At 60.8% G+C, this 13479-nt stretch carries 18 protein-coding genes; 6 read left to right on the forward strand and 12 right to left on the reverse strand.

The genetic code is table 11. The features are described from left to right. Positions 1–316: 316 nt before the first annotated feature. The 4 genes from GR138_RS04450 to GR138_RS04465 all read right to left on the reverse strand — a co-directional run bounded on the left by GR138_RS04450 (position 317) and on the right by GR138_RS04465 (position 1956). Positions 317–817: a TIGR00645 family protein gene (locus tag GR138_RS04450; protein ID WP_069059874.1), complete on the reverse strand. Its 501-nt coding sequence runs from the start codon at positions 815–817 to the stop codon at positions 317–319. A 128-nt stretch (positions 818–945) separates the two neighbouring features. Beyond that, positions 946–1110, reverse strand: coding sequence for a DUF1328 domain-containing protein (locus GR138_RS04455; RefSeq protein ID WP_023514833.1), 165 nt, complete (start codon positions 1108–1110; stop codon positions 946–948). Positions 1111–1336: 226 nt separating this feature from the next. Next, complete coding sequence (locus tag GR138_RS04460; protein WP_160857439.1) at positions 1337–1534, reverse strand: CsbD family protein; 198 nt, start codon at positions 1532–1534, stop codon at positions 1337–1339. 83 nt (positions 1535–1617) lie between these two features. Beyond that, complete coding sequence (locus GR138_RS04465; RefSeq protein WP_160857440.1) at positions 1618–1956, reverse strand: hypothetical protein; 339 nt, start codon at positions 1954–1956, stop codon at positions 1618–1620. Between the two features lie 188 nt (positions 1957–2144). On the opposite strand from GR138_RS04465, the gene GR138_RS04470 reads away from it, so the two are divergent. Both GR138_RS04470 and GR138_RS04475 read left to right on the forward strand, forming a co-directional pair. Continuing rightward, the gene (locus tag GR138_RS04470) at positions 2145–2297 is read left to right on the forward strand and encodes a DUF3309 family protein (protein WP_160857441.1); all 153 of its coding nucleotides are present in this window, start codon (positions 2145–2147) and stop codon (positions 2295–2297) included. A gap of 29 nt (positions 2298–2326) precedes the next feature. After that, positions 2327–2587, forward strand: coding sequence for a YMGG-like glycine zipper-containing protein (locus GR138_RS04475; RefSeq protein WP_160857442.1), 261 nt, complete (start codon positions 2327–2329; stop codon positions 2585–2587). 79 nt (positions 2588–2666) lie between these two features. On the opposite strand, the gene GR138_RS04480 is transcribed toward GR138_RS04475, so the two are convergent. Continuing rightward, entirely contained in the window at positions 2667–2864 is a 198-nt protein-coding gene (locus tag GR138_RS04480) for a NepR family anti-sigma factor (RefSeq protein ID WP_160857443.1), read from the reverse strand. 149 nt (positions 2865–3013) lie between these two features. Between GR138_RS04480 and GR138_RS04485 the strand changes: the two genes are divergently transcribed. After that, positions 3014–3814, forward strand: a complete 801-nt coding sequence (locus GR138_RS04485) for a response regulator (RefSeq protein ID WP_160857444.1) — start codon at positions 3014–3016, stop codon at positions 3812–3814. Between the two features lie 70 nt (positions 3815–3884). On the opposite strand, the gene GR138_RS04490 is transcribed toward GR138_RS04485, so the two are convergent. From GR138_RS04490 to GR138_RS04515, 6 genes are all read right to left on the reverse strand, one after another. Continuing rightward, a complete protein-coding gene (locus tag GR138_RS04490; protein ID WP_160857445.1) occupies positions 3885–4229 on the reverse strand; it encodes a RidA family protein in 345 nt (114 codons plus the stop codon). A 257-nt stretch (positions 4230–4486) separates the two neighbouring features. Further along, a complete protein-coding gene (locus tag GR138_RS04495; protein ID WP_160857446.1) occupies positions 4487–5317 on the reverse strand; it encodes a dipeptide ABC transporter ATP-binding protein in 831 nt (276 codons plus the stop codon). Further along, positions 5314–6168, reverse strand: coding sequence for an ABC transporter ATP-binding protein (locus tag GR138_RS04500; RefSeq protein ID WP_160857447.1), 855 nt, complete (start codon positions 6166–6168; stop codon positions 5314–5316). Before GR138_RS04500 ends, GR138_RS04495 begins: the two co-directional genes overlap by 4 nt. Beyond that, on the reverse strand, positions 6168–7076 hold the full coding sequence (locus GR138_RS04505) for an ABC transporter permease subunit (RefSeq protein WP_160857448.1): 909 nt from the start codon (positions 7074–7076) through the stop codon (positions 6168–6170). Before GR138_RS04505 ends, GR138_RS04500 begins: the two co-directional genes overlap by 1 nt. An 11-nt stretch (positions 7077–7087) precedes the next feature. Beyond that, a complete protein-coding gene (locus tag GR138_RS04510; protein WP_160857449.1) occupies positions 7088–8092 on the reverse strand; it encodes an ABC transporter permease subunit in 1005 nt (334 codons plus the stop codon). 103 nt (positions 8093–8195) lie between these two features. Next, positions 8196–9791, reverse strand: a complete 1596-nt coding sequence (locus GR138_RS04515; RefSeq protein ID WP_160857450.1) for an ABC transporter substrate-binding protein — start codon at positions 9789–9791, stop codon at positions 8196–8198. A 491-nt stretch (positions 9792–10282) separates the two neighbouring features. On the opposite strand from GR138_RS04515, the gene GR138_RS04520 reads away from it, so the two are divergent. Both GR138_RS04520 and GR138_RS04525 read left to right on the forward strand, forming a co-directional pair. Continuing rightward, complete coding sequence (locus tag GR138_RS04520) at positions 10283–11008, forward strand: LuxR C-terminal-related transcriptional regulator (RefSeq protein WP_160857451.1); 726 nt, start codon at positions 10283–10285, stop codon at positions 11006–11008. Between the two features lie 157 nt (positions 11009–11165). Further along, a complete protein-coding gene (locus tag GR138_RS04525) occupies positions 11166–11573 on the forward strand; it encodes a response regulator (protein WP_160857452.1) in 408 nt (135 codons plus the stop codon). Positions 11574–11589: 16 nt separating this feature from the next. On the opposite strand, the gene rirA is transcribed toward GR138_RS04525, so the two are convergent. After that, positions 11590–12057, reverse strand: coding sequence for an iron-responsive transcriptional regulator RirA (gene rirA, locus GR138_RS04530; RefSeq protein WP_160857453.1), 468 nt, complete (start codon positions 12055–12057; stop codon positions 11590–11592). Between the two features lie 178 nt (positions 12058–12235). On the opposite strand from rirA, the gene GR138_RS04535 reads away from it, so the two are divergent. Next, positions 12236–13279, forward strand: coding sequence for a Fe(3+) ABC transporter substrate-binding protein (locus GR138_RS04535; protein WP_160857454.1), 1044 nt, complete (start codon positions 12236–12238; stop codon positions 13277–13279). Positions 13280–13479 lie beyond the last annotated feature (200 nt).

Here is a 13479-nt window from a genome sequence, read left to right on the forward strand (position 1 = left end):
GCAGACACGTCAACAGGGTGGAACAAGAAAAATCAAAAAACTTACAAGCGATTGAAATTAAACAATTTTCTTATGAGATACCGCATCGGGCGTCCTCCTGATGCCCAGCAAAGTGGGTAAAACGCCGACCGAAATCTTGTCCGGGCGGTAAAAAGCGGCCCTACGGCAGGGCAATACGCCCCGACAACCGCAATACGCCCGGTGCATAAGACGAAGATCGGGGAAAAATGACCGTTTTCGCTTGACTTCGCGCCAAACAAAAAGGGCGCCGACGGATATCCGCGGCGCCCCTCCCCTGCCCTTTTCGGCACAGCCATCAGCCCTTGAGCTTGGACATGATCTGCTCGAGGAAACCGAGCAGCACCGCCGAGACCACAAAGGCGAGGTGAATGAAGGTCAGCCACATCAGCTTGGTGTCCGTATATTGCTGCACATTGAGAAAGACCTGCAGCAGGTGGATCGACGAGATCGCGACGATGGACGATGCGACCTTGATCTTCAGGCTGCCGGAATCGAGTTTGCCGAGGAAGGACACATCGGCCTCCGCCTCATCGAAGCGGCTGACGAAGTTCTCATAGCCGGCGATCATCACCATCAGGATGAGGCTCGCGACAAGGGCCGCATCGATCAGGCCGAGCATGGCGAGGATCATCTCCGCATCGTCAAAGACGAAGACATTCATCGCCACCTTGCCGAACTTGTAGAGAAACGACACCGCATAGACCGCGAGGGCCGCGACGAGGCCGAGGTAGAAGACCACCAGGATCCAGCGGCTCGACAGGATGATGCGTTCGACCAGCAGTTCGAGGGATTTCATCAATCAGGCTCCAGGGATTCAAAAAAGTGAACGCTGATTAACCAATCCCCTCAAAGCCCGCAAGACCAGCCGCATCACGCAAAAGGGCGGCGTTCGCGAACGCCGCCCTTGTCCGGAATGCTCCGTCCTCATGCCCTGCGGAACAGGCCTGCGATCAGCGACAGGACCAGAAGGGCCAGGAAGACGAAGAAGAGGATCTGCGCGATGCCAGCGGATGCGCCGGCGATACCGCCAAAGCCGAGCAGGCCGGCGACAAGTGCGATCACGAGAAAGACAACTGCATAATAGAGCATTTTTCGAACTCCTTCTTTCTATCGAAAGAGAAACGGGGGCCCAAGAAAAAGGTTCCAGGAGATCAACAAGAATGCAATGCTTTTGTGACAAAAGCTTTACGGCACAAAACGATGCCGCCGCGGCCTTTCGGCTGCGGCGGCATGAGCGGCGATCGGGATGGTCAGCAACCATCACTTCATGTGCACGATCTTTTCTTAAACCGATTCCGATTTAAGTCAGATGTGCTTAGTGGCGGCGCGCCCAATCGTCGATCTGCCGCTCCGCCTCCTCCTTGGCGAGGCCGTAATGCTGCTGGATCTTGCCCGAAAGCTCGACGCGGCGGCCCTTGATGACATCGAGATCGTCATCCGTGAGTTTGCCCCACTGCGCCTGGGCCTTGCCCTTGTACTCGGTCCACTTGCCTTCGATGATATCCCAGTTCATGTCGCTGTCCTTTCTGTTCCGTTGAACGCGATGGCGTTGACCTCAAGGAAACAGACCAGCGCCGGAAAGGTTCCTGGCGAAATTCAGTGCAGCTTGACGGGAACGTCCGCCGGGTAGGCGTTTTCGGCGACGACCATGCCGTCGGTCGACGGGCTGACCTGTCGAATATCGATCTGCAGCCCGTTCTCCCGGCTCATGCGCCAGCTGATCTCGACATCGTCCTCCATCCACGCCGGATCGACCGCCGCGCAGCGGCCGTGCACGATGCGCTTGCTTGCGCCTGCGCCACCGAGTGCGACGGGAAGTGCGTCCTGGCATTCTTCCATGGATTCAAACGCCACCTGGGGCGCTGGCAATTCTTCACAGGCGAGGCTGCCATGGCTGCAGCCGACCAGAAGCATGATAGCGGCTATGTGTTCCATTTCACTCTCCATCCCCGTGCCGGGCCTCGTGGCGAGGCCCCTCGTCAGGTTGGGCAAGCAACGGCAGGACGCGAAGAAAGTTCCGGAATGCCCGATGACGCGGCTGTCACATTGTTGGGAACAAAATCCACCACCACCCGTTGTTGGCGCATCGCTCGATAGCGAGCCGGACGTGAAAGGACGTGCAGATGAGCACCATTCTCCTCGTGATTTTGATCCTGCTTCTGATCGGCGCCTTGCCGAACTGGGGATATAGCCGTGGCTGGGGTTACGGCCCGTCAGGCGGTCTGGGTCTGATCGTTGTCATCCTCCTCATTCTCGTCCTCATGGGACGCATCTGATCCCGAACCCCATTCCAGGAGCCGAAACCATGAAGAAGACCATTATTGCGTTTGCGCTCATCGCCTCCACAGTCACGCTGACCGCGTGCAGCCAGACCGAACGCGGCACGGCGATCGGCGCGGCATCCGGCGCCATCATCGGCGGGGCCGTTACCGGGCGTGCCGGCGGCGCGCTTGCGGGTGCTGCCATCGGCGGTGCGGCAGGTTACCTGATCGCACGCTCCGACCGTAGCGGCTACTGCATCTACCGCGACCGTTATGGCCGTCGCTACGAAGCGCGTTGCCGCTAAACAAGCGCCGTATACCCAAACAAGAAACGGGCCTTCCGGCCCGTTTCTTGACGTCTAGCACCAGGAAGACCGGATGATTTCAGGACCCGCCCTTGGCCCGGCTCTCGGCCTCGTCAAGTTTTTCCAGAAGGTCGAGCAGACGGCTCGGTACCGGCTCGGTCTCTATGACGTCGTAGAAGGATTTCAGCTTGCGGCCAATCGGACCGTTAGGGTCAAAGGCAGCCTTGGCAGGGGCGTTGCCACTGCCGCGTCTCTTGTCTTTACTGGGCTCGATCATGGTCTTGTTTCCATCGCCTGCCGCCCGCTATCTTCCTTTTGCCCAAGATTCCAAATAGCAAGTCAGACTTAGCATGCTACCAATAGGTTTCCGCATAATGAACTCTAGCGGAAACGGTTCCGATGCGGAACATATTCAGGGAGAACTAAATGTCACTTTCCACCCGTATCGCACCGCATCTCGCCTATCTGCGGCGGTTTTCCCGTGCCGTCACGGGTTCGCAGACGTCCGGTGACGCCTATGTCGCCGCCATGCTGGAGGCGCTCGTCACCGATATCTCGCTCTATCCCGAGGGTCGCAACGACCGGATCGCGCTTTACCGGCTCTACTGCACGCTGTTTGAGAACCTCGATGTGACGCTGCCGGACAACACCTCGCCCTTCGGCTGGGAGCGGCAGGCTGCCGCCAATCTCGCGAACCTCCCGCCGGCCGAGCGCAAGGCGTTCCTGCTGGTGGCCGTCGAGGGCTTCGACATGAGTGAAGCCGCCGACATTCTCGACGTTTCGGAAGAACGGTTCGCCGAGCTGCTCGACGAGGCGTCGCGCGACATCTCCAGCCAGGTCGCGACCGACATCATGATCATCGAGGACGAGCCGCTGATCGCCATGGACATCGAGGACATGGTGCGGGGCCTCGGTCACAACGTGACCGGCATCGCGCGCACCCATTCCGAAGCGGTCGAACTCTATCACCGCACCTCGCCGCGCATGGTGCTGGCGGATATCCAGCTTGCCGACGGCTCGTCGGGCATCGACGCGGTCAACGACATCCTGAAGAACAGCACGATCCCGGTGATCTTCATCACCGCCTTCCCCGAGCGGCTTCTGACCGGCGAAAAGCCGGAACCGGCCTTCCTCGTCACCAAGCCATTCAACCCGGACATGGTGAAGGCGCTGATCAGCCAGGCGCTGTTCTTCGACGAGCAGGCGCGACTGGCAAAATCCGCCTGACGGCACTGGCAACACACATAAAAAAGGCCCGCGAAAGCGGGCCTTTTCCGTTTCCGTCATGTGCCGCCGATCAAAGCGCGGCGACGACGATGACTTCAACCAGGTATTCCGGCGTGGCGAGCTTGGATTCGCCGGTCGCGCGGGCGGGCGTGTGGCCCTGCGGCGCCCAGGTATCCCAGACGGCGTTCATCTTCGGAAAATCGACCATGTCGGCCAGCCAGATCTGAGCGGAGAGAATGCGGGTCTTATCCGTGCCGGCAAGCGCCAGCAGGCGATCGACCTCGGCAAGCGCCTGCTTGGTCTGCTCGGTGACATCGGAGCCGGCTTCACCGACCTGGCCGGCCAGATAGACGGTTCCGTTGTGCACGACAGCCTGGCTCATGCGCGGGCCGGTTTCAAAGCGTTTGATGTCCATGTCTCGTTCCTGTCACGTCTCGGAATTTTTCGGAAACCGCAGGCGCGCGATGGCCAGCGGACCCGCCGTCTATAGGGGGCCCAGCGCAAAGATGCCAGTGTCCGTGGGAAATTCCGCCTGGGCGGAGATTACCTGAGTGCTCTCAGCCCATCGCGGGCTGCGGCGACAATGCCGTCGGGGAGCCTTGGCGGGGGAAAGCGTAGCCGAAAATGCCCATGACGACGATAGCGCGTATCTGCGTCATGGGCTGTTCGTTTTCAGGCGACGCGCTTGCGCCGTTCGATGCGGGCGCGGATGGCGTCCACGTCGACGCGGGGCGTCGCGGCGAAGAGGGTCTTGGTGTAGCTGTGCTGCGGGTCCTCGAAGACCTGGTCGCGGCTGCCATATTCCACCGCCTCGCCGAAATACATCACCATCACGTCATTTGCGATGTGGCGCACGACCGAGAGATCGTGGCTGATGAAGACGTAGGTGAGCTGGAACTCATCCTGCAGGTCGGCGAGCAGGTTGAGAACCTGAGCCTGCACCGACAGGTCGAGGGCCGAAACCGGCTCATCGAGCACCAGAAGGCGCGGATTGAGCATCAGCGCGCGGGCGATCGCCACGCGCTGGCGCTGGCCGCCGGAGAACATGTGCGGGTAGCGCCCGTAATGTTTCTCCTCCAGGCCCACCTTCTTCAGCATGGCCATGGCGCGGTCACGCCGCTCGTCTGCCGGCACCTTGGTGTTGATGACCAGCGGTTCCGTCAGGATATCGCCGATCTTCTTGCGCGGATTGAGCGAACCATAGGGGTTCTGGAAGACGATCTGCACCTTGCTGCGCATTTCGGAGGTCAACGGCTCGCTGGCGATATCGACCTTACCGCCGTCGATCAGCATTTCGCCCTCGGTGATCGGGTCGATCATCGTGACCATGCGGGCAAGCGTCGACTTGCCGCAACCGCTTTCGCCGACGATGGCGAGCGTCTTGCCCTGCTCGACCTTGAAGCTCACGCCCTTGACGGCGTGAACGGTCTTGCCCGGTTTGAACAGGCCGCCGGGGATGTGATAGTCGCGCTTGAGGTTCTTTGCTTCGAGAACAGGGGTCATCGCACGGCTCCCGCAAAAATCTCGGTGTCAGTCAGCTTTTCCGTGATGGTCGGCAGGCGCCCGCCCACCGCATTTTCCGGAAGCGCGGACAGCAGCGCCTTGGTGTAGACGCTCTTAGGGCTTTCGAAGAGCGACAGCACGTCGGCGGATTCGATCTGGCGACCCTTGTACTGCACGATGACGCGGTCGGCGGTTTCGGCGACGACGCCCATGTCGTGGGTGATGATGATGAGGCCCATGCCGTGCTCGGCCTGGAGCTTCATCAGGAGGTCGAGGATCTGCTTCTGGATCGTCACGTCGAGCGCGGTGGTCGGCTCGTCGGCGATCAGAAGTTTCGGATTGCAGGCGAGCGCGGTCGCGATCATCACGCGCTGGCACTGGCCACCCGACATCTGGTGCGGGAAGTGGCCGAGGCGCTCTTCCGGGTTCGGAATACCGACGGACTGGAAGAGTTCGATCGCCCGGTCGCGGCGCGCCTTGCGGGACAGGTCCGTATGGATGCGCAGCACTTCTTCGATCTGGAAGCCGACCGTGAAGCACGGATTGAGGCTGGCGATCGGTTCCTGGAAGATCATGGCAATGTCCTTGCCGATGATCTTGCGCCGGTCGCTGTCCGACATGGACTGCATGTCGCGGCCGTTGAAGGTCAGCACATCGGCCGTCACCTTCGCCGTCCAGGGCAGAAGCCCCATGGCAGCGAGCATAGAGACCGACTTGCCGGAGCCGGATTCACCGACGATGGCGAGAACCTCGCCCTCGTCGACCTTGAGGGAAACGCCATCCACCGCCCGGAAGGGGCCGGAGGCCGTCTGGAATTCGACGGTGAGGTTTTTGATTTCGAGAAGCGACATCACGACCTCTTCAGCTTGGGATCGAGGGCGTCGCGCAGGCCGTCACCCATGAGGTTGATGGCAAGCACGGTGATGAGGATGGCAAGGCCGGGGAAGGTCACGACCCACCAGGCGCGCTGGATAAATTCGCGCGCTTCGGCAAGCATGGTGCCCCATTCCGGCGTCGGCGGCTGGGCGCCCATGCCGAGGAAGCCGAGGGCGGCCGCGTCGAGGATCGCCGCCGAGAAGGCAAGCGTCGCCTGGACGATCAGCGGCGCCAGGCAGTTCGGCAGGATCGTCAGGAACATCAGGCGCAGCGTGCCCGCACCCGCGACCTTCGAGCCGATCACATAGTCCTTGGTCTTTTCCGTCATAACGGCCGCGCGCGTCAGGCGCACGAAGTGCGGCTGGTTGACGAGCGAGATGGCGATCATCGCGTTGAGCAGGCCGGGACCGAGCACCGCCACCAGCACCAGGGCGAGCAGCAGCGACGGAAACGCCAGGATGATATCCATGACGCGCATGATCGCGGTATCGACCCTGCCGCGGAAGTAACCGGCGACGAGACCGATCAGCACGCCCGAGACCACCGACAGCGTCACGACGACGAGACCGATGAAGAGCGAGAAGCGTGCGCCGTAGATGAGGCGCGACAGGATATCGCGGCCGACGGCGTCGGTGCCAAGAATGTGTCCCCAGCTACCGCCTTCGGAGAAGACGGGCGGCAGGAGAAGGAGTTCGCGGTTCTGGATGCTCGGGCTGTGCGGCGCGACGAAAGGCGCGAAGACCGCCACGAACAGGATGACCAGGAAGAAGGCGAGGCCGATGACGGCGCCCTTGTTGCGCGAGAAGTAGAACCAGAATTCGGAGAGGCCGGACGGCGGCGAACCGCCCGTCTTGGTCTCGGTGGTTGTCTGAACTGCACTCATGAGATCGCCTCCTAGTGCCGGATACGCGGGTTGATCCAGCCGTAAAGCAGGTCGACCACGAGGTTGACGATCATGATGACGGCAGCGATCAGCATCAGGCCACCCTGCACCACGGCATAGTCGCGCTTGAAGACGCTGTCGACCATCCACTTGCCGATGCCCGGCCAGGAGAAGATCGTCTCGGTAAGAATGGCGCCCGCCAGAAGCACGCCGACCTGAAGGCCGATCGTGGTAATGACGGGGATCATCGCGTTGCGCAGCGCATGCACGCCGATGACCCGGAACGGCGAAAGACCCTTGGCGCGGGCGGTGCGGACATAATCCTCACCGAGCACTTCGAGCATGGCCGAACGGGTCTGGCGCGCGATGACCGCGAGCGGGATGGTCGCAAGCACGACGGTCGGCAGGATCAGGTAGCTCACCGCCGATTTGAACGCCCCTGCTTGTCCCGAGATCAAGCTGTCGATCAGCATGAAACCGGTGACCTGCGGGAAGAAGTACATCAGCGAAATGCGCCCGGAGACCGGGGTCCAGCCAAGATAGCCGGAGAAGAAGATGATGAGCAGCAGACCCCACCAGAAGATCGGCATCGAATAGCCGACGAGCGCAACGCCCATCAGTGACTGGTCGAGCCAGGTCCCTCGCTTCACCGCGGCGAGCACGCCGGCTGGAATGCCAAGCGCGATGGCCACGATGATAGCGCAGAGCGACAATTCCAGCGTAGCCGGGAAGAGCTGCAGGAAGTCATCGAGCACCGGCCGCTTGGTCACGATCGACGAGCCGAAGTCGCCCGTGAGCAAGCCGGTCAGATAGTCGAAATACTGGATGTACATCGGACGGTCGAGGCCGAGCTGCTGCATGAGCTCGGTGTGCCGTTCCGGAGACATGACGCGTTCACCCGACATCAGCATGACCGGATCGCCCGGCAGAAGTCGAATGAAGGAGAACGCGATCAACGATACCCCGAGGAACGTAGGTATCAGGACGGCAAGCCGTCCGACGATAAAGCGCAACATGGGAGCCAATCCCTTCTTTCTTTTGAAAAACCGGCGGCCCGAATGTCTTCGAGCCGCCGGCCATTGCACGCTCTTTGCGGCGTGCCTTTTTTCGTAGCCGATATTACTCGGCGATGTCCACGCCTTCGAACACGAAGTCACCAAGCGGAGACTGGACGAAGCCAGAAACCTTCTTGCTCATCGGAACGACGGCGAGCGAATGGTCGAGCGTGTTCCAGGGCGCTTCGCGCTTGAAGATGACCTGGGCCTCTTCATACAGCTTCGTGCGCTCTGCAACGTCGGCGGTTTCCTTCGCCTTCGTCATCAGGTCATCGAATTCCTTGTTGCACCACTGCGCGCGGTTGTTGCCGCCGACGGCATCGCAGCCGAGCAGGGTGTCAAGGAAGTTGTCCGGGTCGCCATTGTCGCCCGTCCAGCCGAGGATGGCCGCGCCATCGCGGTCCTTGGCAGACGAGAGCTTCAGGTACTCGGCCCATTCGTAGGAGACGATTTCGGCCGTGACGCCGATCTTGGCAAGGTCGGCCTGCATCAGTTCTGCTGCACGACGGGCGTTCAGCATGTACGGACGGGCAACCGGCATCGCCCAGATCTTCATCTTGAGATCCGAAACGCCAGCATCGGCAAGCATCTTCTTGGCCGCTTCCGGATCGAACTTGTCGTCTTCGACGGCGTCGTTATACGACCACATGGTCGGCGGGATCGGGTTCTTGGCAACAGTCGCCGCGCCCTGGAAGACGGCGTCGACGATGGCCTGGCGGTTGATCGCCATGTTGAGGGCCTTGCGGACCTCGACCTTGTCGAACGGTGCCACGAGCGTGTTGTAGGCGAGGTAGGCGACGTTCAGGCCGGCCTGCTCGGAGATGTGCAGGTTCGGGTCGGCCTTCAGCTCGGCGACGTCGGCGGCGTTCGGGTAGGACATCAGGTGGCATTCGCCAGCCTTCAGCTTCTGCGCGCGAACGGCAGCGTCCGTGGTGATCGCGAAGACGAGATCGTCGATCTTCTGCTTGCCACCCCAGTAATCCGGGTTTGCCTTGTAGCGGATGGCCGCATCCGGCTGGTAGGCGACGAAGGTGAACGGACCGGTGCCCAGCGGCTGCTGGTTCATCAGCTCCATCTTGCCGTCAGCCTGCAGCTTGTCGGCATATTCCTTCGAGACGATCGAGATGAAGGGCATGCCGAGGTTCGCCAGCAACGGCGCTTCGGGACGCTTCAGCGTGATCTTGACCGTCAGGTCGTCGACCTTCTCGATCTTGTCGAGAACATCCGGCAGGCCCATGCCGGAGAAGTATTCCCAGGACGCGCCCGGAACGTACTTGTTCCACGGGTTGTCGGCCTTGTACTGGCGCTCGAAGGAGAAGATGACGTCGTCTGCATTCAGCTCACGCGTCGGCGTGAAATACTCGGTCGTCTGGAACTTGACGCCCTTGCGCAGCTTGAAGGTGTATTCCTTGCCATCGGCAGAAATGTCCCAGCTCTCGGCCAGCGCAGGCTCGATTTCCGTCGTGCCGCGCTTGAATTCGACGAGCCGGTTGTAAACCGTGTGTGCGGCCGCATCGAAGGTCTGGCCGCCCGTATAGAGGCCGGGGTCAAAACCTTCCGGCGACGCTTCCGAGCAATAAACAAAGGTCTTCGACCAGGCGGCGGACGCCATCAGCGAGGCAAGCGCCGTCGCAGCGATGAGAGTAGTCAGCTTTTTCATAGTGAGCTTCCCAGATTTGCTTTTTGTTCTCTTGTTACGGGCTCGGGTGCGTTACCAGCCCCGGCTTGCGCGGATGGAACGACATTTGCCGCAGGATTGCAATAAGTCCGCGAACAAATTTGTCCATTCGGAAAAAACCGTAGAACATCATTCTCCACAGCATTAGAAATCACTGCAAAAGCAGTGCGAATCGGTCGTGGAGGCGCCTGTCAATCCCCACCTGCCCTGATAGCGGCACCGAGGTCGCCATGTCATAAGGCTGCGACGAGGCAAGAGGGACTGTCCTTTGCCGTTTCGCACCGTGGCGGCGGAGCGAGCGGCAAAAAGAAGGACAGTCCCTCTTTTTTATTTTCCCTTCCTTATCAGCACCTTATCGCGCGATCGGCCTGAAAACGCCGGGCCGTCGCGAAATTGTCCCGCAAAACCCTTTGCCGCCGCAGATTGCGGCGCTAGATTGCACTGCGTGGAATCTTTGGGGGGTGGGAGGCCACGTGGCCGTACTGAACCAACATTTTAGAAGATACGATTTTGAAGGCGATCTGGAGAAGGCGCTCAATCGCGTCGATTTCTTTCGCATCTTCCACACGATGGCATTGCGCTACGGCTTCGAGCATTTCGGTGTGCTCCAGCTGGCCAATGAACACGAGACCAGCACGCTTGCCGCCCGTCTCGTGTTGCACGATCTGCCGGCGGGGCTGGCCGAAACCTACGACAAGCGCCACCGCCTCAACGATTCCGCGCTCTTCCGGAGCTTCTACAAATCCACCATCTCGACGGTCTGGCAAGCGTCCGACCACGACGGGCATAACGGTTCATCGGCCGAGGGCGCGGATTTCATCGACCAGATCGGCTTCGACATGGCGTTGTCCATTCCGGTGCATTCGGTCGCCGGGACGCGCTACATCGTGCTGTTCCTCGGCGACGGGGACGACATCGGCCGCACCGAGCATTTCGAAATCTGCTACGAGGCGAACTGCGCTTTCGATTATTTCCACCGGCAGGTCCTTGCCAACAAGGCCGGCATGGGGCTGACGCCGCGCGAAACGGAGATCCTGCGCTGGATTTCCTATGGCAAGACGGCGAGCGAAATCGCCCTCATCGTCTCGGTGTCCGAGCACACCGTGAATTCACATACCGCGACCATTCTCAAGAAGCTCGACGTCGTCAACCGCACGCAGATGGTCGCCAAGGCGATCCGCGAGCAGATCATCCAATAGCCCGTCCGGGACCGCACACGGCCTAACAGCGCGATGGAACAATTCCTCGTCGATAGCAAAGTTAGGGACTTGTTAATGAACGCGGCCTGGATGACAGTAAACGCGGCTTGTCCGGCCTCCGGCGGCCCTCTCGACGCAATCAGGTTCAGCTACCGCCATGCCAGCACAAGTGCATATCCTGCTCGTCGATGACGATCCTGCGGAAAACCTCATCATCGGCGCTCTCATGCGCAAGGTGACGAGCTATGCGATCACGCTGCACTATGTGGAGACGGTAGAGGACGCGCTCGGCTTCATCCGGTCGTCCGGCGCAGCACTCGACATGGTTCTGATGGACAACCGGCTCCAGCCGCAGGCGGATTTCCGGGAAACCGTGCCGGAGCTGCGGCGCAACGGTTATATCGGCCCGGTCGGCGTAATCTCGTCTTCGATCAGCGACGCCTATTTCCAGAAGATCGACGATTACGGCGTCGACTTCCGCATCGACAAGGCCGAACTCGATCCCACGGCCGTCGAATTCATTCTACAGGAATATGTGAAACGGGACGTCAGCGCCGGGCAATAACCGGCGCCACGCGTTCTCAGGCGGCCGGCTGCTGCTGGACGGCCGGCGGAATCTCCAGGCCGAGCAGCAGGCCGATCTGCGGGCGTGCCTTGACGAGATCGTCGATCGTATATTGCTGGAGCACGTCGAAGAAAGCGTTCAGCGCCTTGCGCAGCGCCGCGTTGAGGCCACAGCTGTCGACCAGCGGGCATTCGACCTCACCCGCCTCGAAACATTCCGCCATCGCAAAGGAATCTTCCGTCACCCGGACCACATCGAACAGCGTGATTTCGCTGGCAGGCTTCGGCAGGCGCACGCCACCGTTGCGGCCGCGCACCGTCTGGATGATGCCGGCCTTGGTGAGCGGCTGGAGAATCTTGAACAGGAAAAGCTCCGAGACGCCATACGCCCGGGCGATTTCCGGAATGCGGCTGAGCTTGTCACCGTTCGCCGCGCAGTACATCAACATGCGCACGGCATAGTTGGTTTGTTTCGTCAGACGCATCGGGAACTCCGAATCCGGTTTTAAGTCCGAACACATATAAGATGGATCGCCGTTTAGAACAATTCCAAAAAGCGGAAAATCACATTCATGTTATGACAGTGGTCGCATGGTTGACTGCGGGGGGCAAGCCGCTAAACACGACTTTAGCAGTCAGGAATAAACATATCAGGAGGACCCCATGCAACTGCTCAAGACGTCCCTCACCGCCCTTGCTCTTTCGGCCGCTGGTTTGACGCTCGCCGTACCGGCGCATGCAGACGGCGAAGTCAACATCTATTCCTATCGCCAGCCGGACCTGATCAAGCCGCTGCTCGACGAATTCACCAAGGAAACCGGCATCACCACCAACGTGCTGTTCCTCGACAAGGGTCTCGTGGAACGCATCCAGGCGGAAGGCGCCAACTCGCCGGCCGACGTCATCCTGACGGTCGACATCGCGCGTCTCACCGAAGCCAAGGACGGCGGCGTGACGCAGACGGTGCAGAACGACACCATCAACAAGGACATCCCGGCGCAGTATCGCGATCCGGACGGCAACTGGTTCGGCCTCACCACGCGTTCGCGCGTCGTCTATGCCTCGAAGGACCGCGTCGCGCAGAACGAGATCACCTATGAGGAGCTTGCCGACCCGAAGTGGAAGGGCAAGATCTGCACGCGTGACGGCCAGCACTCCTACAATATCGGCCTCACCGCCTCGATGATCGCCCACCACGGCGAAGCCGAAGCGGAAAAGTGGCTGACCGGCCTCAAGAACAACCTCGCCAAGAAGCCGGACGGCGGCGACCGTGACCAGGCCAAGGCGATCCTCGCCGGCGAATGCGACCTGGCGCTCGGCAACTCCTATTATGTCGGCCTCATGCTGACCAATGAGAAGGAGCCGGAGCAAAAGGACTGGGCAGCGGCCATCAAGGTGCTCTTCCCGAATGCCAACGACCGCGGCAGCCACGTCAACGTGTCCGGCATGGCGCTCGCCAAGAATGCGCCGAACAAGGACAACGCCCTGAAGCTCATGGAATTCCTGTCGGAAGGCACCGCACAGAAGATCTATGCCGAGCAGGTCTATGAATATCCCGTCATGCCGGGCGCAGAGCCTTCGGAGATCGTCAAGTCGTTCGGCACGCTGAAGCCGGATGCCCTGCCGCTCGTCGACATCGCGGCAAACCGCAAGAAGGCCTCCGAGCTGGTCGACAAGGTCGGCTACAACGACGGTCCGTCGCAGTAATACCCAGCCTCCCAAGGCAAACAGGAAACGGCGGCTTTCGGGCCGCCGTTTTCGTTTCTCATTCCTTGCTTGCCGCGCCCTGCGCTTCACCTCGGGCATGATCGGGTCTGACACGACCATTCAGGCTCCGGGCGTGGCCGTGGATCCTCGGCTCAAGGCCGAGGATGACGACGGTGGATGGTGTTAACGGCGCGGCGGCC

It is taken from the genome of Shinella kummerowiae, assembly GCF_009827055.1.
Lineage (GTDB): Bacteria > Pseudomonadota > Alphaproteobacteria > Rhizobiales > Rhizobiaceae > Shinella > Shinella kummerowiae.